Raw genomic sequence first — 25,867 nt, 5'->3', positions numbered from 1 at the left:
GCCGGGTGTGTCCCCGAGTTACCCCGCCCACCTGCCGCGTAAGCCACAGAAGAGAGACCCACCCATGTCCTGGCTGTCCAGATTCAGCCTCGCGCAAAGGGCCCTGATCGGGCTGATCTCGATCGTCGCGCTCGTTTTCGGCGCGATCGCGATCCCGCAGCTCAAGCAGCAGTTGCTGCCCACCATCGAACTTCCGATGGTGTCGGTGCTCGCCCCCTACCAGGGCGCGTCCCCCGATGTGGTCGAGAAGCAGGTCGTCGAACCGCTCGAGAATTCGATCAAGGCCGTCGACGGTGTCACCGGCATCACGTCGACCGCCAGCGAGGGCAACGCCGTCATCATGGCGTCCTTCGACTTCGGTTCCGAGGGCACCAAGCAGCTCGTCGCCGACATCCAGCAGGCCGTGAACCGCGCCCGCGTCCAGCTGCCCGCCGACGTCGACCCGCAGGTCATCGCCGGCTCGACGGACGACATCCCGACCGTCGTCCTCGCCGTCACCTCCGACAAGGACCAGCAGGCGCTCGCCGACCAGCTGGACCGCACCGTCGTCCCCGCCCTGGAGGACATCGACGGTGTCGGCCAGGTCTCCGTCGACGGTGTGCGGGACCTCCAGATCTCCGTCACCCCCGACGACAAGAAGCTCGCCGCCGCCGGTCTGGACGCGTCCTCGCTCTCCCAGGCCCTCCAGGCGGGCGGCGCGACCGTCCCCGCCGGCGCCTTCTCCGAGTCCGGCAAGAGCCGCACCATCCAGGTGGGCGGTGCCTTCTCCTCGCTGAAGCAGATCGAGGACCTGCGGGTCACCGGTCAGGACCCGGCGTCCGGCAAGCCCGGCAAGCCGGTGCGCGTCAGTGACATCGCGACGGTGAAGCAGGAGCCCGCCGCCGCGGACTCCATCACCCGCACCAACGGCAGGCCGAGCCTCGCCGTCATGGCGACGATGGACAAGGACGGCAGCGCCGTCGCCATCTCGAACGCGGTCGAGGACAAGCTCCCGGACCTGCGCAAGGACCTCGGCTCCGGCGCCGAGCTGACCGTCGTCTCCGACCAGGGCCCCGCCGTCTCCAAGGCGATCTCCGGTCTGACCACCGAGGGCGCGCTCGGCCTGGTCTTCGCGGTCATCGTGATCCTGGTCTTCCTCGGCTCGCTCCGCTCCACCCTGGTCACCGCGGTCTCCATCCCGCTGTCCGTGGTCCTCGCGCTGATCGTGCTCTGGACCCGTGACCTCTCGCTCAACATGCTGACCCTGGGCGCGCTCACCATCGCGATCGGCCGGGTCGTGGACGACTCGATCGTCGTCCTGGAGAACATCAAGCGGCACCTCGGCTACGGCGAGGAGCGCCACTCGGCGATCCTCACCGCGGTGAAGGAGGTCGCGGGCGCGGTCACCTCGTCCACGCTCACCACCGTCGCCGTCTTCCTGCCGATCGGCCTCGTCGGCGGCATGGTCGGCGAGCTGTTCGGCTCCTTCTCGCTGACCGTCACCGCGGCCCTGCTGGCCTCGCTGCTCGTCTCGCTGACCGTGGTCCCCGTCCTGTCGTTCTGGTTCCTGCGCGCCCCCAAGGGCACCGCGGAGGACCCGGACAAGGCGCGCCGCGACGCCGAGGAGAAGGAAGCCCGCAGCCGGCTCCAGCGGATCTACGTCCCGGTGCTCCGCTTCGCCACCCGGCGCCGCATCACCAGCGTCGTCATCGCCGTCGCCGTCCTGTTCGGCACCTTCGGCATGGCCCCGCTGCTGAAGACGAACTTCTTCGACCAGGGCGAGCAGGAAGTCCTTTCCATCAAGCAGAAGCTGACCCCGGGCACCAGCCTGGCGGCCGCCGACGAGGCGGCCAAGAAGGTCGAGAAGCTCCTCTCCGACGACAAGGCCGTCAAGGACTACCAGGTCACCGTCGGCTCGTCCGGCTTCATGGCGGCCTTCGGCGGCGGTACGGGCGCCAACCAGGCCTCCTACCAGGTCACCCTGAAGGACTCGGCCGGCTTCGAGGCCACCCAGGACCGCATCGAGAAGGGCCTCGCCAAGCTCGACGGCATCGGTGACACCACCATCAGCGCCGGCGACGGCTTCGGCAGCCAGGACCTGAGCGTCGTGGTCAAGTCGGCCGACGGGGACACCCTGAAGAAGGCGTCCGAGCAGGTGCGCGCCGAGGTCGCCAAGCTCAAGGACGTCACCGACGTCCAGAGCGACCTGGCGCAGAGCGTCCCGCGGATCTCGGTCAAGGCCAACGACAAGGCGGCCGACGCCGGATACAACCAGGCCACGCTGGGCGCGGCCGTCGCCGCGGCGGTGCGCGGCACCCCGTCCGGCAAGGCGATCATGGACGACACCGAGCGCGACGTCGTCATCAAGTCGGCCCACCCGGCCACCACGATGCAGGAGCTGAAGGACCTTCCGCTCGGCGGCACCAAGCTCGGCTCGATCGCCGAGGTGAAGCTGGTCCCCGGTCCGGTCTCCATGACCCGCATCGACGGTCAGCGCGCCGCGACCATCACCGCGCGCCCCACGGGTGACAACACCGGCGCGGTCAGCACCTCGCTCCAGACGAAGATCAACGCGCTGGACCTCCCGGACGGTGCCACCGCCACCATCGGCGGCGTCTCCGCGGACCAGGACGACGCCTTCGTGAACCTGGGCCTGGCCATGCTGGCGGCCATCGCGATCGTCTTCATGCTGCTGGTCGCCACCTTCCGGTCACTGATCCAGCCGCTGATCCTGCTGGTCTCCATCCCGTTCGCGGCCACCGGCGCGCTCGGCCTGCTCATCGTCACCGGCACCCCGATGGGCGTCCCGGCGATGATCGGCATGCTGATGCTGATCGGCATCGTGGTGACCAACGCGATCGTGCTGATCGACCTGATCAACCAGTACCGCACGCAGGGTCTGGGCGTCGTCGAAGCGGTCATCGAGGGCGGACGCCACCGTCTGCGCCCGATCCTCATGACCGCCCTGGCGACGATCTTCGCCCTCCTCCCGATGGCGCTCGGCGTCACCGGCGAGGGCGGCTTCATCTCCCAGCCGCTGGCCGTGGTCGTCATCGGCGGCCTGATCAGCTCGACCCTGCTGACGCTCCTCCTGGTGCCGACGCTGTACGCGATGGTCGAGCTCCGCAAGGAACGGCGCGCGACGAAGAAGGCCGCGAAGCGGGCCAGGAAGGCGGGCCTCCCGGCCCCGGCCGAGTCGCAGGAAACGTCCTCCGACGAGCTGGAGCCGGCGAAGGGCTGATCGGACGACGGGCTGATCGGGCGACGGGCCGGAGCCCGCGTAGGGCTGATCGAGCCGGCGAAGGCCTGATCCGGTCCGGCTGTCCGGTCCGCCCGGCACGAACAGGGGCCTGTCCCGCACCGAGTGTGCGGGACAGGCCCCTTCGCGGTGATCCCGTGTCCCCCGGCCCGGGAGGGCCTGGGGTCCTGGCGTAAAACGAGGGGGTGTCTCGACCTCAACCCTCGGATGTCGAGGGAGAGTTCATCTTCGCGTTCCCGCCGATTGGTGGGTACGGGCCGGACCCGGAAATCCTGCGGGCGCACTTCGAGGGCGTCGCGCGGCGGTTCAGGAACGGTGCGAAACGGCGGGAGTCGCCCCGAACGATTGGCGCCGATCCACCCTTTACGGCCGGTTTCGGCAGTGGTGGGATGCCAGGGCGCCATCGCCGAGGCGGCGAAACGGGCCCGGTCCAGGTTCATCCATACCGGCGGTGCGGGCATGCTCCGCATGCGGGGGCTGCGCACCAGCCGAGGCCGGCCGCGAGACGGCCCTCAGTCCCGTGAGGACAGCGGTGCCCAGGTGTACCGGACGCGTACGCCCTGGTCCTGGAGCCAGGTGGCCTCTCGGTGCCGGAGGTCCCGTGCGCACTCCGGGGCGATGGCGCTGGGCCACCGGACGAGCACCGCCGTGACGTCGCCCGTCTGCGCCAGCTGCCTCACGCGGCGCCACCCCCGGCGCTGGGCCGGGTCGGGCTCGCCGTACGTGTCGGTGACGACCTCGGCGATCGTCAGCCCACGCTCCTGGGCGAACGCCCGGCCTTCCGACTGCGCGCGCCGCGTGGCCTCCCCGGGCACGGCCCGGTCCCGGTCGGCGCACACGTACAGCACGACGGAAGAAACGGATTTATCGTGTTCATCGTGGGGGCCATGGTCGCCTTCCGCGGATGGGTCGAGGGGGAGGAGAGGGCCGCTGCGCGCAGGGGACGCGACGGAGCCGTACGGTCATGGCCGGGCCCGGCTCCGTCTTCCCGCCTCGCGGCATCAGGGATGGGCCGCCAACTCCGCCCAGACCAGCTTTCCCCGGGTCCGCGTCGACCGTGCGCAACCCCAGTCGTCCGCGATCTGCCGAACGATGAACAGCCCTCGGCCGCTCTCCTCGCAGGGGCCCGCACGGTGCTCGGACGGGCGGATGGAGGTGCTGCCCTCGTCGTGGAGCTCGATGCGAAGGCGCTGGTCTTCGCCGCTCAGTGCGAGGCCGCACAGGAGATGACCGCTGCCGGTGTGGAGCACGGCGTTCGTGGTCAGCTCGGACACCAGCAGCACCGCGTCGCAGCACGTGTCGCCCGGCAGCTGCCAGGCGCGGAGCCGGTCACGCACGGTGTCGCGGGCGGATCTCGCACTGGTACGCAGGGCGGGCACGCCGAACCAGTACTCCCGGCGCGGCGCGGCCCCGGCTAAGACGGGGCGCGCGGCCGGAGCCGAGGACGTGGACAGAGTCACGGATGTCGCCTTCCAGCGCCTTTTGGGGGCAAGGCGCGGTGAGGGGGGTGCGGAACTGCAACTCGAGCGGTGAGAGGCACATGCCGGGGCGGGCGCCCGGCGGTGAGGTGCCGGCGACGCCGTCGGTATCGCGCGCCCCCAGCCGGATGCTGTGTCATAGCTGTGACTTGACCGCTCACGCATCCACTATGCGCGTGATGGGTGTCACGCTGCAACCGACTCCCTGATAATTTCAGCAGAGCGGTTATCACTCTGGCGTCAACATCAAATGGCTGTAACAATGGTGTTGTTGACGGTTTCTCAGGAGGTTGGGCGTGAGTGATGCCCGTTCCGGCACCAGCGCACCCACCGTCCTGCGCATGATCCTCGGCCGACGGCTGCAGGACAGGCGAATCGGCGCCGGTGCCTCGTTGGAGAACGCGGCAAAGGCCCTGCGGGTCACGCCCCTGACGATCCGTCGGCTGGAGAAGGCTGACGTCGCGCTGAAGCCTCTCTACGTGGAGAAGCTCCTGGAGACCTTCGGCGCGAACCGCGAGGAGATCGACGAGTTCGTCGACCTGGCCGAGCAGGCCAACAAACCCGGCTGGTGGCACTCGTACCGCGATGCCGTCCCCAGCTGGTTCACGGCCTACGTCAGCCTGGAGACGAGCGCCAAAACCCTTCGTACGTATGAACCCCAGTACGTCACTGGCCTTCTGCAGACCCGCGACTACGCGCACGCCGTGCTGCGCGGCGGGCTGCCGCACGGCAGCGACGAGGAACTGGAGCGCCGTGTCGAGCTGCGGCTGCGCCGCCAGAGCCTGCTGGAGCGGGAGGACGCGCCCACGTTGTGGGTGGTCATGGAGGAAGCCGTACTGCACCGAGTGGTCGGCGGCCCGCAGGTGATGCGGGAACAGCTCGAACGCATCCTGGAGCTCTCCGAGCTCCCGCACATCAGCCTCGACATCGTTCCCTTCACCGCGGGCGCGCACGTCGGAGCCTGTGCCCCGTTCACGTACTTCCGGTTCGAGGAACCCGAACTGCCCGATGTCGTCTACAGCGAGCTGCTGTCCGCCTCGGTCTATCTGGACCAGCGCGCAGACGTCGTCTCCCATCTGGAGGCGCATTCCCGCATGGCGCTGCTGACGTCGTCCGAGGACAGCAGGGCGCTCCTGGACCGCATGCGTAAGGAGTACTCATGACGATGACCGACGAGAGTGTCCACGCCGACGAGGGCGTCTACAACGGAATGCCGGCCCACGATCTCGGGGAACACGGCTGGGAACGCCCCTGGAGCGGGCCGAACGGCGGCCAGTGCGTCGAGACGAAGCGACTCGCCGACGGGCGCGTTGCCGTACGGCAGTCCACCGACCCCGCAGGGCCGGCGCTGATCTACACACCCGAGGAGATCGCCTCGTTCGTCCGGGGGGTCAAGGAGGGCCTGGCCGATCACCTGGCCGCCGGTTGAGCCGACGGCCCGCGGCGGGGGCGACGGCATTGGTCCCGTCTCCGCCTGCCGGCCGAACAGACACACGTATAAAGGGGAGAACATGACTACCAGGCTGGCCGGCCACGGACTCGACACGAGCAAGGCGCACTCGGCCCGGATGTACGACTATTTCCTCGGTGGCAAGGACCACTTCGAGATAGACAAGGAAGCGGCCCTCGTCGCCGCCCGTGCCCACCCCGGCATCTACCTGACCGCGCGCGAGAACCGGGCGTTCATGCACCGGGCGACGCGCGTCCTGGCGCAGGATCACGGCATCCGCCAGTGGCTCGACATCGGCACGGGCATCCCGACCGAGCCCAATCTGCACCAGGTCGCCCAGTCCGTCGCGAGCGACGCCCGCGTCGTGTACGCGGACAACGACCCGCTCGTCCTCAAGTACGCCGAACGCCTGATGCGCAGCACGGCACAGGGCCGCACGGCCTACGTCCAGGCCGATGCCACCGACGCGGATGCGCTGATGAACGCCGTGGAGGACGCGGGGGTTCTGGACTTCGACCGGCCCATCGCCCTCTCCCTCAACGCACTCATGCACTTCATCACCGACCCGCACGACCCGTACGCCATCGTCCGCCGCCTGCTCGACCCGCTCCCGGTGGGCAGCGCCCTCGCCATGACCCATTGCACGCCCGACTTCGACCCCGCCACCTGGAACAAGGTCGCGGAGGTCTACACGAAGTCCGGGGCTCCGGTGCAGTTCCGCTCGCACAGCGCGGTCGGCCGCTTCTTCGATGGACTCGACCTGATCGACCCCGGAATCTGCTGCTGCCACCGCTGGCGGGCCCCCGAACACGCCCAGGGCGAGACCGAGATCACAGACGCGCAGATCAGCCTGCTGGCGGGCGTGGGCATAAAGCGCTAAGGGCTGTCCCGTCATCCCTGGCGGGGCGCGGCTTCCGCCGGTGACGACGGCGGTCCTTCCGGCAGGGCTGTGAGGGCGCCACCCTCGCAGCCCTGACAGAGGCCATGGGCATCAGCCGCACCAGCCCGTACGCGGTCTTCGCTGACGAGGAGGAGGCGCTGTTCCGCAGGGCACTCGACCGCTGCACCGAGGGGCCGGCGGCGTACGTGGCCGGGGCCCTGGAGGAGCCCACCGCTCAAGCCGTGGCGCGGCCGTCCCCTCAACGGCGCGGTCCGGGCCGTGGCCTGCCCGGCTCGCTCCCTCCGTCAACCGGCTCCGCGTCACACCGTCCGATCCGCGGGATTCGCCCCCGGGGCGAGGGCGAATCCCGCGGATCGGCACGACTCAGTACAGGCCCGTGTGCGGCGGCAGGTGTCAGGCGGCCCCGCTGAGTGCCTGGACCATGCGGAGCCACAGCTCGCCGTGCGGGTGGGCGTGCTGGACGCTGAGGCCGGCGATCTCCCTCAGCAGCCGGACCCGGATCTCCTCGCGCGAGCGGGGGATCAGGATGGCCAGTTCGCTCGGTTCGACGCCCTCGACGGCGCCGGCGAGCACCATGCCGGCCTGTGCGTGGGTGAGGGAGGACAGCTGGTCGTTGAAGACCTGCCCCTCGATGGCCGCCGCGGTCATCAGGGCGTTGCCGTCCCCGGCCGCCATCGCCCGCTCCACATAGGCGTGGAGGGCGTCGCGGTCCTCGACCAGGCGGTACGCGGCGTCCATCCCCTCCGCGCGGGAGACATCGAGGAGGGCGACGTGCGAGAGCGGGGTGTCCGGGGACGGCCGGACCCCGAGGAGGCGCGGGTGGTCCTGGAGGAAGGCCCGCGACTCGGCCCAGGACTCGCAGCCCACCCACTCGGCCAGCTGCTCCGAGAGGATCAGCGGGTCGTACGCGGCGGTCACCCCGTGGGCGAGCACGAGCTCACGGAGCGCGGCGTGCCGCTGCGCGGTCCGGGCATCCAGGAGCGCCAGCTCTTCGAGAGCCGTCGCGGTCTCCTCGCCCCCGAGAACCTCGGTGTTCCGGGACCAGACATCGCGTGACGTGGGCCAGTCGGGCGCGAACAGCCAGGAGCTGACCAGGTCCAGCGTCTCCTGCGACAGGCCGAGCCAGTCGGGCACCGGGCCGAAGGTCTCCGCTTCCCACGCGGCGCGCACGGCCTCGGCATCGCCATGGGCGCGAAGCGCACGCCGGGCCCGTACGGTCACCACGTCCGGGCCGTCGTCCTCCTCGGCACCGCTGTCCCCGCCGAGGAAGGAAACGAGTTCCCGTACGCCGTCCGAGGGGCGGGTACCGGGGCAGTCCAGCAGGAAGATGCTCCGCTCGACACCGAGGCGCCGGGCGGTCGCCGGGTGGACGGTGGCGAACTCCGCCACGACCGCGTCGAACGCCGCGACCGCCGCGTCGTGGTCGTCGGTGCGGGCGAGCGCGTGGGCCAGGTCGCCCAGGGAGTGCAGCAGGTCCCCCGCGAAGGCGCGGGGGTCCGTCAGGGCCAGGGCCCGGTAGGCGGTGACCGCTTCCCGGGCCGTGCCCACCGCCCCTTCGAGGTCCTGGCCCATCCCCAGGAGCTTGCCGAGGTTGCGCAGGGCGAGAGCCAGATCGGGGAGGTGGGCGCCGCTCTGCTCGTCCGCGAGCCCGCGCCAGAGGAGGACACCTTCCTCAGCCGCGGTCAGGGCTTCCTGCGGGCTTCCGGTGTGGGCGAGGTTCTGGGCCAGGGTGCCGAGCGAGCCCGCGAGGGAGGAGCGGAGGACGGGTGCGTCGGCGACGAGTTCCCGCAGGAGCGCGACGCCCTCCTCCGATGCCCGCAGCCCCTCCGCCGGTTCCCCGGCCCTGTTGAGGTGGGCGGCGAGATTGGCGAGCGAGGTGGCCAGCTCCTGCCGGAAGACGGCGGGCTGCTGTGCGGCGAGTTCACGGCGGATGGTGACCGCTTCCCGGCCGGCCGCGAGCGCCCCCGACATGTCGCCCAGGGTCGCGCGGAAGTTGCCGAGGTTGTTGAGGGCCACCGCGAACTCCGCAAGGAAGGCGTCCCGGTCCTCGGTGGCGAGGTGCCCGTAGAGCGCGACCGCCTCCTCGGAGTGGGGCAGGGCCTCCCCGGGCTCGCCCGCGGTGCCGAGATGCATCGCGAGGTTGTTGAGCATCGCGGCCAGCCCCGGCGCCGAGGCCGTCGGCCGGTTCCGGACCAGATCGCGCTGGATGCGGACGGCCTCGCGGGCGAGCAGCACCCCCGACGCACGGTCGCCGGCGGTGGCGGTCTTGTTGGCCAGCGACGTCAGGGTGCGCGCGAGATCCGGCTGGAAGACGTCGGGGTGCTCCTTGGCGAGTCCGGCGAACATGCGCGCGGCCTCCCGGGCCGGGGCAAGGGCGCCCTCGTGGTCCCCGGTGGCGGAGATCCGTTCCGCCAGGTTGTGGAGGGAGGCGGCCAGGTCCTGCCGGAAGGCGTCCGGGTGCCGTGAGACGAGTTCCCGGCAGATGTCCACGGCCTCCCGGGCGGGCGCGAGAGATCCCGCGAGATCGCCCGTGTCCGCCCGGTGCTCGGACAGATTGGTCAGGGAGCCCTGCAGCGCGGCCCGCAGGGCGGTGGGATGGCGCTCGGCGACCTTCCGGTTGACCCGGACCGCCGCTTCCGCGTGCGGGAGCGCGTCCGCCTGCCGCCCGACGGCCTTCAGGACGTAGGCCAGATTGGTCAGGGAGGAGGCGAGGGGCGCCAGGAACTCGTCCGGGTGCGAGGCGGCCAGTTCGGTGTGGAGCCGTACCGCCTCCTGCGCGGGCTCAACGGCGGCCCGGCGTTCCCCGACGGCCGCCAGGCTCACCGCCAGGTTGGTCAGCGAGGCGGCGAGCCGCGGACGGAAGGCCGCGGGTTCCTCCTCGGCCAGCTCCCGGAAGATACCGGTGGCGGCCCGCGTCAGCGTGAGCCCCTCCTCGCGGTCACCGATGTCGTGGACGCGGCGGCCTAGCGTGGCGAGGGCGAGAGCCAGGTCCGGCCACGACGCACTGCCTCCCGCCTCGGCGGCCTTCCGCTGGAGCGCGACCGCCTCGCGCGCCGGAGCCAGCGCCCCTTCACGGTCGCCGATGTCGGCGCACCGGTTGGCGACGCTGACGAGCGTGTGGACCAGCGACGTCGTGCAGGACCCGGGGGCGGCCTCCTCCAGCGCCCCGTAGAGGACCGCGGCCTCCCGTGCCGCCTCCAACGCCCCGTCCAGGTCCCCTTCCCTCCCGAGCCGTTCGGACAGGCCGTGCAACGCCTGGGCCAGCACCGGCACCGCGCTCGGCCCGACCCGCTCCGCCAGTCCCCGCAGCATCCCGATGCCCGGCTCACCCGCCCGCACCGCGTGCCGCGACAGCCCCCGCACCACGTACGGATCGACCGACTGCCGGCCGCCGTCCGCCGTGCGCCGCTCGGCGTGCGCGGCGAGCGCGGCGAGCACCACCTCGGCGGCCTCCCCGCCCCCCGGCACCGGCCGGTCCGCGAGGTGGGACACGAACTCCCGGTGGTACAGCCGGTACACCGCCTGCCCGCTCTCCGAGTCCTCGACGATGTAGCGCCCGTACGCGGAAAGCACCCAGTCCACGTCGCTCTCGTCGTACGGCACGTCACGGCCGCCCAGCGCCCCGGCGACCTCCTCCCAGACGCCTCCGGCGGGCATCCCGCGCCCCACCGTCCACGCCAGCGCGGTCAGCAGATCCCGGGCGGCGGACGGCAGTTCGGTGCCATCCGCCAGGGCCCGGACCGGACCCGCCCGCAGGTCGTCCTCGAACGCCGCCTCGATGGAGCCCGGCAGCCCGTCCTGCCAGCCGTCCTCCCCGGCGGCCTGCCCCCGCGCCAGCAGCGACCCCGTCACCAGCCTGGCGAACAGGAACCCGCCGTCCACCGCCGTGGCCCGCGAGGCGACCGCGTCGCCCACCTCCCGCGCCCGGTCCTCCGGGACACCGGCCGCCGCGCACCTGCGGAACACGTACGCGGCGATGTCCTCCTGCGTGTGCGGCTCCCGCTCCAGGTCCGCGGTGACGACGCCCGCCCCGATCAGCCTGGCCAGCGCGTCCGGCAGGGTCTCGTCCGGGTGCCCGCCGTCCGACAGGCGGCTGCGGAACGCGCGTTCGCGGGAGCCGAGCAGGACCGGGACCGCCCGCCCGAGCGGGAAGACCAACTCCTCGATCATGGCGCGCAGATGCTCGGCGGGCACCTCGTCCAGACCGTCCAGCACCAGCACCGGCTGCCGGGGCAACTCGCGCAGCTCACCCCGGAAGTCGTCCGTGTTGCGGGGCTCCGGCAGCCCGAGCTGCCGGGCCAGCTCCGAGGCCGCCTGGAGCGGGCTCAGTCCGCGCAGATGCACCGAGGCGAGGGAGCGCCCGGGGCGCGGGCCCGGGTCCGGGTCGTCCTCGCGCAGCCCGCCCCGGGCCTCGGTCTCCTCGCGCTGCACGGGATCGGTGAGCGTCGCGATCCGGCCCAGCACGGCCGACTTGCCGCAGCCGGCGGGACCGGTCACCAGGAAGAGCCCGGCCTCGTCCGCCTCCAGCCAGGAGACGATCCGGCCCAGCACCTCCTTGCGGCCCGTGAAGAACCAGCCCTCCTCGCGGTAGCCGACCCCGCGCGCCGCGAGCACCAGGTGCTCCACCAGCCGGGCCGGGGCCCCGGGCACATGGCGCGGGTTGGGGAAGACCGGCCGCCCGGTGCCCACGGTCGCGGGCACCGGCGTCTGCCCCTCGCCGCGCCAGCGCTCACCCAGCGCGGCCAGCAGGTCCGGGCCGCTGATCCACGCGTTGTGCGCGCTCCACGCCGAGCGGTACTCGGTGGTGGCCGGACCGGCCTTCAGCACCTCCGTCAGCGCGTCGAGCAGCGGGCCGTCGCCGTCCGAGGTCTCCCCGCGCCGGCAGCTCGCCATGATCCCGAACCACTGGACCCGGCCGGGCGGCATGGACGCGGCCTCCCAGCGCCGCAGCGCCTTCTCCAGGCCCCGGCCCACCGCGTCCCCCGCATGGCAGGTGTCGATGACCAGCAGAATCTGGTCGGCGCCCGAGGCCACCGCCTCATTGACCAGAGTCTCGGCCGCGACGCCCCGCCTGAGGGCGCGTGTCTCACGCGTCACCTGATCGGCGTCGAGATCCAAATCGCTCAGGGCGAGGCGCAGTTCGCCGTCGACCAGCACGCCGTGCCCCGACCAGACGATGACCGCGGGCTTCGGCGCGCCCGACCCGCGCCACTCCTCGCTCCAGGCGGTGAGGGCCTGCTCGAAGGCCGCCCAGGACGGGTTCCCGCTATCCACCACCCGCGCCGCGATGCCCAGCCCCTCCAGCAGCTCCGCGATGCCCTCCATCTGGGCCACGGCCCCGGTCAGCCGGGGAAAGCTCCGCTCGTCGGCGTACTCCTCGCACACCACACACAGCGCCGTTCCCGCGGGCTCGTGTCCCTCGTCGTCCACCATGCCCGCCTCATACGCCATCGTTCGCTTCGCCTTCCCGTACCAGCACCAGAGAGGTCATCACCGACCGCCGGACACGCTGCGTGTGCAAGCGGGCCCGCTCCGTACTCACGCCGATGAAGAAAGCAGCGTACGCACGGATGGGGCGCCCCGGGGCCGGTCCGGACAAACTCGGCTGTTTCCAGCCCTCGGGTGGTAAGGGCAAGTTCGGGCGGTGCGGAGGTTCGGCCAGGTGCCGGGCGCAAAGGAAGGTCGCAAAGGAAGACGGCCTGTCCCACACCCGCGTGTGGGACAGGCCGTTGCGCTGTTTTCCGAGCCCCTACTTGAGGGAAGCGACGAAGCCGTTCCAGGCGGCGGCCCGGACGACGAGGGCGGGGCCGGTGGGGTTCTTGCTGTCGCGTACGGGGACGATGCCGGGGAAGTCGTCGCTGATCTCGACGCATTCGCCCCCGTTGGAATTGCTGTAGCTGCTGCGGCGCCAGCGGGCGGTACTCAGCTCGGGGGAGTGGGGCATGGTCATAAGTCCTCCGCTTGGGGGCCTTACTTGAGGGATGCGACGAAGCCGTTCCAGGCTGCGGCCTGGACGACGAGGGCGGGGCCGGTGGGGTTCTTGCTGTCGCGTACGGGGATGATGCCGGGGAAGTCGTCGCTGATCTCGACGCATTCGCCCCCGTCGGTGTTGCTGTAGCTGCTGCGGCGCCAACGGGCGGAACTCAGCTCCGGGGAGTGGTTCATGGTCGGTAGTCCTCCATCGCGGTACGGATCAGTTCCGCCGACTCGGCCAGGGAGTGCGAGTTGGCGCGCAGTACGTCGTACCGCCGCCGCCAATTCTTCACCGCGTCCGGGTCCTCGTAGAGGTGACCGGTCTGGATGCTCTCCTCGTACGCCACCGAGGTGCCGTCGGGCAGGGTCAGCAGAGTCAGTGCGCCCCCCAGCAGCGAGTGCGGCCCCGCACTGAACGGCATCACCTGAACTTTACTGTTCGGAGTATCCACTTGCTCCAGCAGCGAGGCCAGTTGCTGGTGCATGCAGGACCGGCTGCCCACCTGCCGCCGCAGCACGGCCTCGTCGACGATCGCCCATCGGAACGGCGGATTCGCCGAGTGCTGCCGCTCCTGCCGGGACATGCGGGCGGTGACGCGCTCATCGACCATTTCGGCGGTCAGGTGCTCCTGACAACGGAGTAACTCCCGTGCGTACTGCTCGGTCTGGAACAAGCCGGGCAGCGCCTGCGCGCCGTACTGCTCTATGACCTCGGCCCGGGCTTCGAAGTTCATGTACCGCTTGTACTTGTCGGGATGGATGTCCTGCTTGGTGAGTTCGTAGAGACCCGTGAAGTACTGGTCCGTCCCGAAGGCGATGTCCAGGCAGCTGGGCATGTCCGGCGGGGGCATCAGTTCCGCCGTCTCGATCCGGGCCAGCGTGCTCTTGCTGGAGTTGACGATGTCCGCCAGCTGTACGAGGGAGAGCTTCGCGTGCTCGCGGTGGCGGCGCAGCTCCGAGCCGAAGTAGTGGCGCGTGGAGGCGAAGGGGGAAAGCGGCTGGGGCCTGAACGTCATGGAGCGGGCCTTCCGTGTGTCCCGTGTCGAACGTCGGGACGCGGCGCCCCTGTTGGGGGACCCGCCGCAGCGCGACGATTGCGGCACACACCGTAACCAGCGGGTGCGACCGGGGGCCAGAGTGCTCCTCGAACGGAGGCGGAGACGACATGATGTTCGACGCGCAGGGGAGCCCGATGAGGTTGCTCCCATGGGTCGGCGAGAGCGGGGCGCCGTGCTACCTGAGCACCGACGACCCGGGCGGCCGGATGTCGCGGCTGGCCGACGAGGTGGAGACGGACCTGCTCGACTCGGCCCAGTACGTCCTGACCGAGGCGCGGGCGTTGTTGGCCGAAACAGGCGTGGGGGAACGCGAGTTGCGGTTCACCGGGGTGCGGCTGGCGGAGTCGTTGCGGGACACCCTGCGGATCGCGGAGAGCCGGGGGTACCGGCTGGCCCCGGCCCTCACGTCTCTGGAGGACGAGGGAACCACGGCTTGCGCGGCGGCCCCGGGGGCCGGTACCAGCGAGGCTTGAGCGGCTTGCCCGGCGGGACGGGGCGGTCCGAGGCGGCGATCAGGAAGTGGGCCTCGGGGAGGTGCCCGGGGGTGCTGTGCAGCACGGGCATCTCCGTGCAGCCGATGAGCGCGAGCAGCTTGCAGGCGGTGGCGTGGGCGCTCAGCACGGAGTCGCCTTCGGCGAGGTTGCGGTAGAAGACCCGGGCGTACGCACACGCGTGCGCGTCGGGGACCTGACCCTCCCACCCGATGGCTACGGGGACGAGGCCGGCCATCTCCTTGGCCAACGGCTCCGTCCAGCACGCGTTGAGCACCACCAGCCGCAGCCCGACCGGGGCGGCGTCGCCGACGCAGTCGCGTAACCCGTCCAGGGTTACGGGCGCCTCGCCGCCGTCGTCGGTGACGAAGCGGGGCCCGCCGTCGGGCGTCCCGCGCCCCGCGAAGTGCAGGACGTGCGGCACGGTGGCCGCCAGGTACTGCACCAGGTCCTCGGCCCGAGCGGCCGGCAGGACGTCGAGCCGGAACAGGTGCCCGAACCGGGCGTGCGTGACGCTGCGCTGCACGTCCCGGTGCTCCTCATGGAGCGCGGGCGCCCGGCCGGCCTCGGGCGAGGCGGCGAGCACGAGACAGACGGCGGTCGTCACCCGGTGGCGGCCAGTGCCTGAATAATCCGCACCCAGTGCGCGGCGTGCTGGGTCGCGTGCGCCGCGCTCAGGGCGGCGGTCTCGGAGATCAGCCGGTTGCGGGTGTCGGGTGAGGCGTCGGCGACGAGGGGGGCGAGGCTTTCGGGGTCGGCCTCGTCGGGGGTGCCTGCGAGGAGCAGGGCGGCCTGGCGGTGGGTGAGGCCGGAGAGCTGGTCGTCGAACACCTCGTACTCGATGGCGGCCGCGTGGCGGAGGGCTTCGGCGTCGCCGCTGGTGAGGGCGTTGGCGATGTACTGCTGGAGGGCGGTGCGGTCGCGTACGAGGGCGTAGGCCGTGGGGATGTCGTGGGTGCGGGCTGCGTGAAGGAGGGCGCCGGGGACCGAGTCCGGCGGGTCGAGTTCGAGGAGGTCCGGGTGGGCGCGGAGGAACTGCTCGGACTCGTCCCAGGTGGTGAGGGCCGCCCAGTCGGCGAACTGCTCGCCGAGGATGAGGGGGCGGTAGGCGCTGGTTGCGCCTTCGGTGAGTATTTCCTCGCGGAGCGCCTGGTGTTCGGCTGCGACTTCCGGGCCGAGGAGCGCGTACTCGGCGAGAACGACGGTGGCTTCGGGGCTGCTCAGGAGCTCGGTGTGGTCGGTCCAGTGGGCGTACGAGTCGGACCAGGTGGGCGATTCCAGCCATGCGCTGACTGTGGCCAGCGTCTGAGGGGCGAGGGCCAGCCAGGCGGGGAGCGGTGTGGTGGTCTCGTCGTGCCAGACGGTTGCCAGTTCGTTGTGGTGCGCCGCGTTCTCTTGCGCGTAATCGCGGAGGGCGCTCCGGGCTTGCAACGTCACTCGGTCCGACGCTTCGGCGGTTGGGGTGCTTGCCAGTTGAGCGAGTCCTCGCAGCCCCGCCGTGGTCGAACACTCCGGCCTCTGGGTCAGGAACGTGTCCCGTTCGAAGGTGAGAGCCCGGCCGACTTCAGGCCGCTCGGCGCCGAGATCGGCGATGGCTTGCTCGTATGCCTGGACTGCGGCTCTGGGGTTTCCGGTGTTGGCGAGGTGGGTGGCGAGGTTGTTGAGGGAGCCGGCGAGGTTGGGGAGGAAGGCGGCGGGGTGTTGTTGGGCGAGGGTGNNNNACCATGCGGCCGGCCGCGTCGTACACGTAATTCCAGGCCAGCCCCTGCGGGTTGGTGACGCGGGTGAGGCGCAGTGCGCGGTCGTGCTCGAACTCGTAGCGGGCGCCGTCCGGTCCGGTGCGGGCGGCGAGGAGGTCGAAGTGGGTGTACTCGAAGCGGGAGACGCCGCCCGCCGCGTCGGTGTGCGTGCGGGCGTTGCCTTCGCCGTCGTACGTCCATGACTCGGTGGTGCCGTCGGGGGCGGTGCGGCGGGCGAGTTGGCCGTCGGGGTGCCACTCCAGGCGGGTGACGCCGCCCACGGGGTCGGTGATGCGGACGGGGCGGCCGAGGGCGTCCCGCTCGGTGCGGGTGACGGCTCCGGTGGGGCCGGTGACCCGTACGGTCAGGCCGGCCGCGTCGCACTCCACGCGGGTGGTGGCGCCGAGGGCGTCGGTGACGGAGGTGAGCCGCCCGGCGGTGTCGTAGAGGTAGCGGGTGGTCGCGCCGGCCGGGTCGGTGGCCGCGGTGCGGTTGCCTCGTTCGTCGAACTCCTGGAGCACCCGGTTGCCGTCCGGGCCGATGATCTCCACGGGCAGGCCGGACGGGTCGCGCACGGTGCGCAGTTCACTGCCGTCGGGCGCGGTGGTGGCGACGAGGCGGCCGTTGTCGTCGTAGGAGAAGGCGGTGCGCAGGCCGAGCGGGTCGGTGCGGGAGACGAGGTTGCCGTGCGGGTCGTGGGTGAAGCGGGTGGTGTGGCCGAGCGGGTCGGTGACGGCGAGGGGGAGGCAGCCGGGGCCGAAGAGGTGGCGGGTGATGTGGCCGTCGGCGGTGGTGAGCGTGGTGGTGCGGTGGCCGGTCTCGGGGTCGGGGTCGGTGTAGGCCAGGGTGATCTGTACGTGCCCGGCCTCGCCGCCCTCCGCGACGACGCGGTCCTGGTCGTCGTAGACGTAGTCGTAGCGGCTGTTGTTGGAGTCGATCCAGGCGATGACGCGGCGGTGCTCGTCGTAGACGAAGGTGGTGGTGGCGCCGGACGGCTTGGTGACGGTGGTGAGGTCGCCGTCCGTGTAGCCGTAGCTCATGAGGGGCAGGTCCGTGCCGTCCTCGCCCGCGCCCGTCAGGGACAGGGCGGTGATCCGGCCATCGGCGGTCGTCAGGACGAGCCGACGGCCCGCGGAGTGGACCAGGGCCAGCGGCAGGCCGTCCTCGTCGCGGTCGATGGTGATCCGGTGGCCGTTGCGGTCGGTGAGGTCGGCGAGCCAGGCCACGCCGTCGCCCCCGGGCTCCGCGCCGGGCGGGGCGTCGAAGTCGAGGACCAGGCCGCTGTCGGGGTCGGTGACCGTGTAGTCGCCGTTCGCGTCGCGGGCCAGCAGCGTGCGGGCCCGGCCCGACTCCGGCCGTGTGGGGGCGCCGGGTGCGGGGTGCGGGTAGCGGATCAGGAGGCCGTCGGCGGTGACGTGGAGGACGCCGATGGAGTCGATCTGGAGCCGCTCATCGACGGTGGAGGTCCAGGACGGGCCCAGGAAGCGGCCGGCGGTCAGGCCGGATTCGGTGCGGCGGGTGAACAGCAGCGGCAGGATGCCGGGGAGTACGACGTCGGTCTGCGGCAGGAACATCCGGCCCGACGCGAGGTCGACCGGGTCGGTGTCGTCGGTGACGCGCTCGCCGGGCTTGCGGGTGTGGGTACCCTCCGGGGCGTCGTCCACCACCTTGCGCAGCCGGGCGATGTCGGACGCCTCGTCCACGATGCGCAGGCCCTTGACCGCGGCACCGCCGCCACCCGTGGCGACGGTCAGCGCGAGGTCGGGGATCAGCCGGCCCACGCCCTCGGCCGGGTCCTTCATGAAGTCCTTGACCATCTGGGTGCCGGTGCCGACCGGGTCGTTCGCGGCGACCACCAGACCCGCGGCCAGGCTGTTGAGCGAGGTGACGTACTCGGCCGGATGCGTCAGGTTGTACGGGTCCATCGGGTTGATGCCGCGCACGAAGTTGACGATGCCCGCCGACGCCTTGATGATCCCGCCGTCCAAGTGCATCCCCATGACCTGGGACTCCTCGAACCCGTCCCGCACCTGCTCCGCGTACGACGGCTTCTCCGGCGCCATGTCCCGGGCGGCCTGCACCGCCGTACGCGCGGTCCGCGCCGCCGTGTTGCGCTGCTCACGGGCGGCGGCGAGCAGCTCCTGCGCCTCCTGCATCAGCTTCTTGCCCGGGTCGGTGAACGTCGAGGCGGGCCTCGGCGGCAGCGAGGACGGATCGCGCTGGTCGGCCGGCTGGGCGTTGTAGCGGTCGACGGCACTGTTGTAGGCGTCGACCTTCTTGCGGTGGGCATCGGCGGCGTCCTCGGACGCCTTGACACCCTCCTTCCACTTGTCGATCGCCGTCTGCGCCTGACCCTGCGCCCAGGTCACGGTGTCCGCGAACGCGTCGAGAGCCCCGAGCGCCTTCGCGGTGGCGTCCGACGCCGCGTACCACTTCGGCGGCTGGGTACTCACCGCCGTACGCAGCGCGTTCGCCGTCTCGCCCTTCAGCTCACCGGAGTTCAGCCCCTTCAGCCCGTCACCCGTGCCGTCGAACGCCGACTGGAACGCCCGGAGCTTCGTCACCGTGGCGTTGATCTTGCTGGGACTGCCGTAGATCAGCTTGGTCTTGTCCTCGGTCTGCCCGAGGTCCATCTCATCGACCTCGGCGCCCAGCCGGTTGGCGACCGAACGGGACTGCTCACGCACCCAGTCCGCACCGGAATCCCAGCCGACATCATCCAGCCGGTCTGCCGTCCAGTTCCCCGCGTCCTCGACACGGTCGCCCACCCACTCGACGCCGTCCTCGATCATGTCCTCGACCGCGTCCGGCGTGAGGTCGCTGATGATGTCGCCGATACCCACGGTCAGTTGCCCCCCGGCTCGCCCTGCTGCTGCGCCTGCTGCGCGCGTTCCTCCGGTGACGGGCCGAACGTCTCGTCCAGGGCCTGGTCGAACTGGCCGTCGGAGACCCCGAGCGCATGGTTGAACAGGTCGGACTGCCGGCCCCCGTAGCCCTCGGTGAGGACCGTGCGGCCGGTGTCCTTCCAGGTCTGGCCCATGTCCTGACCGGCCTGCTGAAACGATTCCGCGCTGTAGTCCGGGCTCAGATAGTCCGGAGTGAAGATGTCACCCCAGCCCTGCTGCGCGATCTCCTCCTCGCTCGCGTGCGGGTTCCCGCCGAACACGGCGTTCGCACCCACCTTGAGCGTGCCCGCGAGGTACTGGTCGTTCTCCCACTGCGTACCCGCCGCAAGCCCCAGCCGGTCCGCGAGCCCGCTCGCGTCCCGCACCAGCGCCCGCACCCCCCACTCCCACCGCTCGCAGAAGTCCTCGAAGTCGACCGAGAGCCCGTGGTGCCCGGTCTCCATCCCCGTCATCGACAGCTCCGAGAAGCCCTTGCCCATCACCGAACCGGTGGCACCGCCGAGGTCCCCCAGCTCGTCGATGGTCGTGTTCAACCCCTTGGTGAACTTGGCCACCGACGACTTGTCGAGATGCAGATCCGCCCCGTCCCCGCTCACGCCCCCACCTCACCGGCATCGACGGCAACCGCCTCCGGAACGATCCCCACGACCGGCGGGAAGAACATCGCCCCGTCCTCCGTCGCCACATCCACGGCGAGACCGGCGGGCTCGCCCAGCGCCGGCACCACCTCGTCCACGATCCGCGCACCCAGCAGCGCAACGTAATCCACCGGCTCGTCGCCCGGGACGTGATGCCGGACGAACCGGGCCAGTGCCGTCTCGTCCGTGAAGCCGTGGACCCACCGCACCCCGCCCACCCGCGCCGACCACAGACGGTCACCGGACACCGGCACCAGAAGCACCGAACGCCGCATCTCACCGACCAGCGCCCGAGGGTCCCCGACCCCGCTCCTCCGCTCGGCTATGCGCTCGGCCAGCGCTGCCCCAGATCGCTCCACGGCCCCTCCCCCTCCCGCGAACTCACGACACCGTAGACCAGGACGCGTGGCCGGCCGGTCGCGGTTCTCTCAGGCCTGGCCGCCTCCGCGGAAATCCGGTAAGGGACGCCTCCCCCCATTCGATAGGATGCCCGTGGCCTGCAACAGAGGTACCGGCACGCTCCGCATGCGAGCGGTGCCGCCTCGGCAGGAATCCGACCTCGACTCCATTGCCGGGCCGCAGACGGCTCATCGCAGTAGAAATTGGGAGCATCCGACGATGACTCGACACCTGATCACCAGCGCGCTTCCCTACATCAACGGGATCAAGCACCTGGGGAACCTGGTCGGGTCGATGCTCCCGGCGGACGTCTACACGCGGTATCTGCGCCAGCGGGGCGAGGAAGCGCTGTACATCTGCGCGACCGACGAGCACGGCACCCCGGCCGAGCTGGCCGCGAAGACCGCCGGGCTGCCGGTGGCGGACTTCTGCGCCGAGCAGCACGAGGCGCAGAAGGCGGTCTACGACGGCTTCGGGCTCTCCTTCGACTACTTCGGCCGCAGCTCCTCCGCGCAGAACCGCGAGATCACGCAGCACTTCGCCCGCAAGCTCCAGGAGAACGGCTTCATCGAGGAGCGGGCGATCCGCCAGGTCTTCTCGATCGCCGACGACCGCTTCCTGCCGGACCGCTACATCGTCGGTACGTGCCCGCACTGCGGGTACGACAAGGCGCGCGGCGACCAGTGCGAGAACTGCACCCGGGTGCTGGACCCGACCGACCTGATCGAGCCCCGCTCCGCGATCAGCGGCAGCAGCGAGCTGGAGGTCCGCGAGACCAAGCACCTCTTCCTCCTCCAGTCCAAGCTGGACGGCGAGGTCGAGGCGTGGATCGACGAGACCAGCGGCGAGTGGCCGCACCTGGCCTCCTCGATCGCCCGCAAGTGGCTCACCGAGGGCCTGCACGACCGGTCGATCACCCGCGACCTGGAATGGGGCGTGCCCGTCCCCGCCGACACGTGGCCGGAGCTGGCGGCGGAGGGCAAGGTCTTCTACGTCTGGTTCGACGCCCCCATCGAGTACCTCGGCGCGACGAAGGAGTGGGCGGACCTGGAGCCGGAGACCCGGGACTGGAAGTCCTGGTGGTACGAGGCGTCCGACGTCCGGTACACGCAGTTCATGGCCAAGGACAACGTCCCGTTCCACACGGTGATGTTCCCGGCCATGGAGATCGGCACCCGCGAGCCGGTCAAGCGCGTCGACCACGTCAAGGCCTTCAACTGGCTGAACTACTACGGCGGCAAGTTCTCGACGTCCCAGCAGCGGGGCATCTTCTCCGACACCGCCCTCGAACTGCTGCCGGCCGACTACTGGCGCTACTTCCTGATGGCGCAGGCGCCGGAGTCGGACGACACGTCCTTCACCTGGGAGCTGTTCGCCACCTCGGTGAACAAGGACCTCGCCGACACCCTCGGCAACTTCGTGAACCGGGTGCTGTCCTTCTCGCGCAAGCGGTTCGGTGACGCCGTACCTGCGGGCAAGGAGGCCGGGGACGCCGAGCGGAAGCTGGGCGAGGAGATCGCGGGCCTGCTCGCCGAGTACGAGGGCCACATGGAGGGGCTCCAGTTCCGCAAGGCGGCCCAGGCCCTGCGGGCGCTGTGGAGCGCGGGCAACTCCTACCTGGAGGAGAAGGCCCCCTGGCTGGAGATCAAGACCGACCAGGAGGGCGCGGCCCTCACCCTGCGGACCGCGATGAACCTGATCCACCTGTACGCGGTCGTCTCGGAGCCGTTCATCCCGTCGTCCGCGCGGGCCATGCGCGAGGCGTTCGCCCTGGCCGACGACACCGCGACGTGGGTGAGCGCCGACGAGGCCCGCGCCCTGGCGTCCGTGCCGGCCGGGACCGCGTTCACGGTGCCGCCGGTGCTCTTCGCCAAGATCACCGACGAGGACCTCGACGCCTGGCGCTCGCGGTTCGGCGCCCAGTAGCAGCACGGGACGGCGAAGGCGGGTCCGCGCACCGCGGGACAGGGTGCGCGGGCCCGCCTTCGCCGTTTCGGCGGCCCACCCCTGGCCACCCTTCCGGGTCCGTGGTCTGCTGGAACCCACGCCCCGACGACCGCGGAAGGGCCGGTATCCCATGGCAGCGGCACCCCCACCGATATCCGGGCCGTCCGCCGGGCGGTCCGCCCCGCACGCCGACACCGTCCATGGAACCGTCCGGGGCGCGCACGAGCGGGGCGTCGCCGTGTTCCGGGGCATCCCGTACGCGGCCGCCCCGGTGGGCCCGCTCCGGTTCCGTCCGCCGGAGCCGCCGGAGCCGTGGGCCGGGGTGCGGGCGGCGGTGGACTTCGGCCCGACCGCGCCCAAGCGGCCGTACGCCCCGCCGCTCGACCGGCTGCTGGCCGATCCCTCGGTGCCGGGCGAGGACTGCCTCAACCTGAACGTCTGGACACCGTCCCCGGACCGCACCGGGCTGCCCGTCCTGGTCTGGATACACGGCGGCGCGCTGCTGCACGGCTCGTCCGTCCTGCCGCTGTACGACGGGACGGCGTTCGCCCGTGACGGCGTGGTGCTCGTGTCGCTCAACTACCGCCTGGGCATGGAGGGGTTCGGGGTCTTCCCGGACGCCCCCGCCAACCGCGGCCTCCTCGACCAGCTGGCCGCCCTCGCCTGGGTACGGGACAACATCGCGGCGTTCGGCGGCGATCCGGACCGGGTCACCGTGTGCGGCGAGTCGGCGGGGGCCATCAGCCTCGGGGCGCTGCTCGCCGCTCCCCGGGCCCGGGGGCTGTTCCGGCGGGCGGTGCTCCAGAGCGGGGCACCGGACGCGGTGCCGGTGGCCGAGGGGCGCCGTACGACCGAACTCGTCGCGAAGCGGCTGGGGGTGGCGGCGACGGCCGAGGCGCTGGCCGGTGTGGCCCCGGCCGCGCTGCTGGCCGCGCAGGGCGAGGTGACCGCCAAGGGCACCCCGCTGACCGGCGGGAACACCTTCCGGATCGTGGTGGACGGCGAACTGCTGCCCCGCGACCCGATGGAGGCCCTGCGCGCCGGGGCCGCGTCCGGTGTCGACCTGCTGATGGGCTCGAACATCGAGGAGTACCGCCTCTGGTTCGTGCCCAGCGGCCTGACCGAACAGCTCTCGCGCGGCAGACTCCGGCTGGCGCTGCTCAAGTTCCGGGTGCCGCGCGCCACCACGCGGACGTACCGCGCCAACCGGCCCGGCGCCACGCCGGGTGAACTGCTCGGGGCGCTCGCCACCGACGTGCTGCTGCGGGTGCCGCTGAACCGGCTGGCCGACGCCCGTACGGCCGGCCCCGGCTCCACCCGCCTGTACGAGTTCGGCTGGCCCTCCCCCGTGATGGGGCTCGGCGCCTGCCACGCGCTGGAGATCGGCTTCGTCTTCGACACCCTCGGCGGGCCCGACGCCGTGGCGCTGGCCGGGCCGGACGCCCCGCGCGAGCTGGCCGCCTCGATGCACGCGGCCTGGGTGCGGTTCGCGACGTCCGGCGACCCGGGCTGGCCGGTCTGGGACGCCTCGCGCCCGGTGATGCGCTTCGGGCCCGGCGCGCCGGAGCTGGTGCGGGCCCCGCGCGACGACGAGCTGCGCGGCTGGCCGCCGTACCGGTAGGACGTACGCGGTCAGCGGGTGCTGAGCCAGTGCGGGTCGGGGACGACGGTCAGGACGGCGGAGACCAGCACGACGGCCACCAGCGCGACCACTTCGCGGCGGGCGGCCCGGTGGGCGCCGGCCGGGTCGGCCCCGCTGCGCAGCCGCCGCCGCGCGCTCAGGGCGAGGACGCTCACCACCGCCATCAGGGCGAGCTTGGCGAGCAGGGTGCGTCCGTACGCCGAGGTGAGGACGACATCCGCCGGCAGCCGGCGCAGGGCGCTGCACGTACCGGTCACCGCGAGCGCCGCGTACAGCCACGCGGCGAGGCGCGCGTACCGGGCGAGCAGCGCGCGGGCCGCGTCCGGGGCGGCCCGCCAGAGGCGCAGGGTGCGCAGGACGTGCACGAGCCCGCCGGTCCACAGCGAGGCGGCGGTCAGGTGCACGACGGTGAGCGCGGCGCCCACCAGCGGGCTGTACGCCTCCGGGTGGGCCCGCAGCGCCTCCGCTCCGACGACCGCGGCGAGCGGCAGGGCGGCGAGGCCGGGGCGCCTGCTCACCGCGCAACAGGCGGCCAGCGCGAAGCCGTTGGCGGTCAGGAGGAGCAGCCCGCCCTCGCGCGTCGCGTATGTCTCGACCAGGCCGAGGTCGCTGACCCGGGCGAGCCGGACGATCTGGCCCGCCGCCGCGAGGGCGCCGGCGACCGAGGCGGCCGCGGACCAGCCGCGCGGGGCGGTGTCCGGGCGGCCGGGGACGGAGCGGGCGAGCGCGGTGACGGCGAGGGTGCCCAGGTGCACGGCGAGGGCGCCGAAGAGGACCGCGCGCAGCAGGGTCGCGGTTCCGGCTCCGGGGATGCGCAGTTCACCGGTTCCGTGGGTGGCCGCCGACGCGCCGAGCAGGGCTGCGGCCACGGCCGGGGCCCAGAGCGCCGCCAGGGCCAGGAGTGCGGTGGCGGACCGGCGGCGGGCGGGTGCGGGCGCACGGGCGGGAAGCACTGGCACCCCTCCCCTTCCCGGCCGCCCGCCCCGGTGTCAGCCCTTGTTCTGCGCGGCCCAGAACTCGTCGAAGGTGAGGAGCCCGTCGCCGTTGGCGTCGTGGGAGTTGATCACGGCCTGGGCGACCGGCTCGGTGACGTGGGGGTCGCCGAGCTGGGCCATGACGCTCTTGTACTCGGCGGCCGAGATCAGCCCGTCGCCGTTCAGGTCGTACCGCTCGAAAGCCTTGCGCGCCGACTCGATGTCCGCCACGTGTCCACCCCTTCGTATGACTGTCCTACGAAGGTCAGATTATCGGGAGCCCGGGGTGGCTCTCACGGCGGCCGGTGGCCGATCATGGACGGACCGTCCGCCGCCCGGTGGCCGGTGACCCGGAGAGGGAGGCGCGGGGCGCCGATGAGCGAGGCACTGGCCCGGATTCTGGCGGACGCGGGCGAGGGGCGGTTCCCGCCGCCGGACGGTTCCACGACGGTGGTGGCGCAGCCCAGCAGCCGGGACGCCGGGGTGCTGGCGTTCACCGCGCACTCGGTGGTGTTCACGGACGAGGACCCTGAGTGGGTGCGCGACACCCTGGCCGCGACCCCGGGCGACGCGCTCGCCGCGACGATGAATCCGTACTTCCTGAGCGCGCTGCTGGCCCGGACCGGCCGCCGGATGAACACGATCGACCTGCTCACGGCCGCCCCCGCGCTGCCCGGTGCGCCTGAGCCGGCGCTGCGCGAGATCGACGACCCGGAGCACCCCCGGGTGGTGCGGGCGGTGAAGTACCGCGACGAGGTGCGGGTCTGGTCGGCCGACGGCGGGGTGCTGGTCCTGGGCCGGGGGGTCGCGGGCCGCTGGGAGGCCGCGATCGAGGTGGACGAGGAGGCGCGCGGCCGGGGGCTCGGCGAGCGTCTGGCGCGGGCGGCCCGGCATCTGGTGCCGGACCGGGTGGTGTGGGCCCAGCAGTCGCCGGGGAACGCCCGCAGTGTGCGGACGTTCCAGGCCGCGGGCTACCGGCCGGTGGCCTCGGAGGCCCTGCTGATCGCGGGGTGAGCCGCCGGCCGGTGCGCGG

The 25,867-nt window shown here is 72.0% G+C and carries 20 protein-coding genes and 1 pseudogene; 8 read left to right on the top strand and 13 right to left on the bottom strand.

Annotated features, from left to right (window positions below):
* Positions 1–64 precede the first annotated feature (64 nt).
* Positions 65–3,220 (top strand): efflux RND transporter permease subunit, encoded by a 3,156-nt coding sequence (locus B082_RS0102010; protein ID WP_018550147.1) that lies wholly within the window; start codon positions 65–67, stop codon positions 3,218–3,220.
* A 530-nt stretch (positions 3,221–3,750) separates the two neighbouring features.
* On the opposite strand, the gene B082_RS0102005 is transcribed toward B082_RS0102010, so the two are convergent.
* Complete coding sequence (locus B082_RS0102005; protein ID WP_018550146.1) at positions 3,751–4,086, bottom strand: recombinase family protein; 336 nt, start codon at positions 4,084–4,086, stop codon at positions 3,751–3,753.
* Positions 4,087–4,239: 153 nt separating this feature from the next.
* Complete coding sequence (locus B082_RS39695) at positions 4,240–4,617, bottom strand: ATP-binding protein (protein WP_018550145.1); 378 nt, start codon at positions 4,615–4,617, stop codon at positions 4,240–4,242.
* Positions 4,618–5,012: 395 nt separating this feature from the next.
* Between B082_RS39695 and B082_RS0101995 the strand changes: the two genes are divergently transcribed.
* The 3 genes from B082_RS0101995 to B082_RS0101985 all read left to right on the top strand — a co-directional run bounded on the left by B082_RS0101995 (position 5,013) and on the right by B082_RS0101985 (position 7,046).
* A complete protein-coding gene (locus B082_RS0101995) occupies positions 5,013–5,879 on the top strand; it encodes a helix-turn-helix domain-containing protein (RefSeq protein WP_018550144.1) in 867 nt (288 codons plus the stop codon).
* Positions 5,876–6,145 carry a DUF397 domain-containing protein gene (locus tag B082_RS0101990; RefSeq protein ID WP_018550143.1) on the top strand — a complete coding sequence of 90 codons (270 nt, stop codon included), beginning with the start codon at positions 5,876–5,878 and terminating at the stop codon, positions 6,143–6,145. The genes B082_RS0101995 and B082_RS0101990 overlap by 4 nt, the downstream gene beginning before the upstream one ends.
* A gap of 82 nt (positions 6,146–6,227) precedes the next feature.
* The gene (locus tag B082_RS0101985; RefSeq protein ID WP_018550142.1) at positions 6,228–7,046 is read left to right on the top strand and encodes an SAM-dependent methyltransferase; all 819 of its coding nucleotides are present in this window, start codon (positions 6,228–6,230) and stop codon (positions 7,044–7,046) included.
* A gap of 414 nt (positions 7,047–7,460) precedes the next feature.
* On the opposite strand, the gene B082_RS0101980 is transcribed toward B082_RS0101985, so the two are convergent.
* The 4 genes from B082_RS0101980 to B082_RS0101965 all read right to left on the bottom strand — a co-directional run bounded on the left by B082_RS0101980 (position 7,461) and on the right by B082_RS0101965 (position 14,056).
* Positions 7,461–12,518 (bottom strand): tetratricopeptide repeat protein, encoded by a 5,058-nt coding sequence (locus tag B082_RS0101980; RefSeq protein ID WP_018550141.1) that lies wholly within the window; start codon positions 12,516–12,518, stop codon positions 7,461–7,463.
* Positions 12,519–12,816: 298 nt separating this feature from the next.
* A complete protein-coding gene (locus B082_RS0101975; RefSeq protein WP_026249331.1) occupies positions 12,817–13,011 on the bottom strand; it encodes a DUF397 domain-containing protein in 195 nt (64 codons plus the stop codon).
* 26 nt (positions 13,012–13,037) lie between these two features.
* Positions 13,038–13,232 (bottom strand): DUF397 domain-containing protein, encoded by a 195-nt coding sequence (locus B082_RS0101970; protein ID WP_018550139.1) that lies wholly within the window; start codon positions 13,230–13,232, stop codon positions 13,038–13,040.
* Complete coding sequence (locus tag B082_RS0101965; protein ID WP_018550138.1) at positions 13,229–14,056, bottom strand: helix-turn-helix domain-containing protein; 828 nt, start codon at positions 14,054–14,056, stop codon at positions 13,229–13,231. Before B082_RS0101965 ends, B082_RS0101970 begins: the two co-directional genes overlap by 4 nt.
* Positions 14,057–14,232: 176 nt before the next feature.
* Here B082_RS0101965 and B082_RS0101960 point away from each other — a divergent pair, with 176 nt between their 5' ends.
* Positions 14,233–14,571 carry a hypothetical protein gene (locus tag B082_RS0101960; protein ID WP_324608490.1) on the top strand — a complete coding sequence of 113 codons (339 nt, stop codon included), beginning with the start codon at positions 14,233–14,235 and terminating at the stop codon, positions 14,569–14,571.
* Here the strand turns inward: B082_RS0101960 and B082_RS0101955 are convergent.
* From B082_RS0101955 to B082_RS35400, 5 genes and pseudogenes are all read right to left on the bottom strand, one after another.
* The gene (locus B082_RS0101955) at positions 14,501–15,232 is read right to left on the bottom strand and encodes a CHAT domain-containing protein (protein ID WP_202453391.1); all 732 of its coding nucleotides are present in this window, start codon (positions 15,230–15,232) and stop codon (positions 14,501–14,503) included. The two genes, B082_RS0101960 and B082_RS0101955, sit on opposite strands and share 71 nt — an antisense overlap.
* Entirely contained in the window at positions 15,193–16,026 is an 834-nt protein-coding gene (locus B082_RS38605; protein ID WP_018550135.1) for a hypothetical protein, read from the bottom strand. Before B082_RS38605 ends, B082_RS0101955 begins: the two co-directional genes overlap by 40 nt.
* A gap of 286 nt (positions 16,027–16,312) precedes the next feature.
* Positions 16,313–19,171, bottom strand: a pseudogene (locus B082_RS35405) (putative T7SS-secreted protein); the annotation flags it as partial.
* 2 nt (positions 19,172–19,173) lie between these two features.
* Positions 19,174–19,830, bottom strand: coding sequence for a hypothetical protein (locus tag B082_RS0101940; protein ID WP_018550134.1), 657 nt, complete (start codon positions 19,828–19,830; stop codon positions 19,174–19,176).
* A complete protein-coding gene (locus B082_RS35400; RefSeq protein ID WP_018550133.1) occupies positions 19,827–20,231 on the bottom strand; it encodes a hypothetical protein in 405 nt (134 codons plus the stop codon). The genes B082_RS0101940 and B082_RS35400 overlap by 4 nt, the downstream gene beginning before the upstream one ends.
* A 259-nt stretch (positions 20,232–20,490) precedes the next feature.
* Between B082_RS35400 and metG the strand changes: the two genes are divergently transcribed.
* The gene (metG, locus tag B082_RS0101930; protein WP_018550132.1) at positions 20,491–22,197 is read left to right on the top strand and encodes a methionine--tRNA ligase; all 1,707 of its coding nucleotides are present in this window, start codon (positions 20,491–20,493) and stop codon (positions 22,195–22,197) included.
* A 151-nt stretch (positions 22,198–22,348) separates the two neighbouring features.
* The gene (locus tag B082_RS0101925; RefSeq protein ID WP_037709172.1) at positions 22,349–23,839 is read left to right on the top strand and encodes a carboxylesterase/lipase family protein; all 1,491 of its coding nucleotides are present in this window, start codon (positions 22,349–22,351) and stop codon (positions 23,837–23,839) included.
* 11 nt (positions 23,840–23,850) lie between these two features.
* On the opposite strand, the gene B082_RS0101920 is transcribed toward B082_RS0101925, so the two are convergent.
* On the bottom strand, positions 23,851–24,813 hold the full coding sequence (locus B082_RS0101920; protein WP_018550130.1) for a CopD family protein: 963 nt from the start codon (positions 24,811–24,813) through the stop codon (positions 23,851–23,853).
* Between the two features lie 36 nt (positions 24,814–24,849).
* Positions 24,850–25,065 (bottom strand): EF-hand domain-containing protein, encoded by a 216-nt coding sequence (locus B082_RS0101915; protein ID WP_018550129.1) that lies wholly within the window; start codon positions 25,063–25,065, stop codon positions 24,850–24,852.
* A gap of 144 nt (positions 25,066–25,209) precedes the next feature.
* On the opposite strand from B082_RS0101915, the gene B082_RS0101910 reads away from it, so the two are divergent.
* Positions 25,210–25,848, top strand: a complete 639-nt coding sequence (locus B082_RS0101910; protein ID WP_018550128.1) for a GNAT family N-acetyltransferase — start codon at positions 25,210–25,212, stop codon at positions 25,846–25,848.
* Positions 25,849–25,867 lie beyond the last annotated feature (19 nt).

It is taken from the genome of Streptomyces sp. ATexAB-D23 (genome assembly GCF_000373645.1).
Lineage (GTDB): Bacteria > Actinomycetota > Actinomycetes > Streptomycetales > Streptomycetaceae > Streptomyces > Streptomyces castrisilvae.
Note: the sequence above shows the minus strand (reverse complement) of the source record. Positions and strands in the feature narration are given on the sequence as shown.

Coding starts and splice junctions, on each gene's coding strand:
- B082_RS0102010 (WP_018550147.1), top strand. CDS start 65: ATGTCCTGGCTGTCCAGATTCAGCCTCGCGCAAAGGGCCCTGATCGGG.
- B082_RS0101990 (WP_018550143.1), top strand. CDS start 5,876: ATGACGATGACCGACGAGAGTGTCCACGCCGACGAGGGCGTCTACAAC.
- B082_RS0101985 (WP_018550142.1), top strand. CDS start 6,228: ATGACTACCAGGCTGGCCGGCCACGGACTCGACACGAGCAAGGCGCAC.
- B082_RS0101980 (WP_018550141.1), bottom strand. CDS start 12,518: ATGGCGTATGAGGCGGGCATGGTGGACGACGAGGGACACGAGCCCGCG.
- B082_RS0101975 (WP_026249331.1), bottom strand. CDS start 13,011: ATGCCCCACTCCCCCGAGCTGAGTACCGCCCGCTGGCGCCGCAGCAGC.
- B082_RS0101970 (WP_018550139.1), bottom strand. CDS start 13,232: ATGAACCACTCCCCGGAGCTGAGTTCCGCCCGTTGGCGCCGCAGCAGC.
- B082_RS0101965 (WP_018550138.1), bottom strand. CDS start 14,056: ATGACGTTCAGGCCCCAGCCGCTTTCCCCCTTCGCCTCCACGCGCCAC.
- B082_RS0101960 (WP_324608490.1), top strand. CDS start 14,233: ATGAGGTTGCTCCCATGGGTCGGCGAGAGCGGGGCGCCGTGCTACCTG.
- metG (WP_018550132.1), top strand. CDS start 20,491: ATGACTCGACACCTGATCACCAGCGCGCTTCCCTACATCAACGGGATC.
- B082_RS0101925 (WP_037709172.1), top strand. CDS start 22,349: ATGGCAGCGGCACCCCCACCGATATCCGGGCCGTCCGCCGGGCGGTCC.
- B082_RS0101910 (WP_018550128.1), top strand. CDS start 25,210: ATGAGCGAGGCACTGGCCCGGATTCTGGCGGACGCGGGCGAGGGGCGG.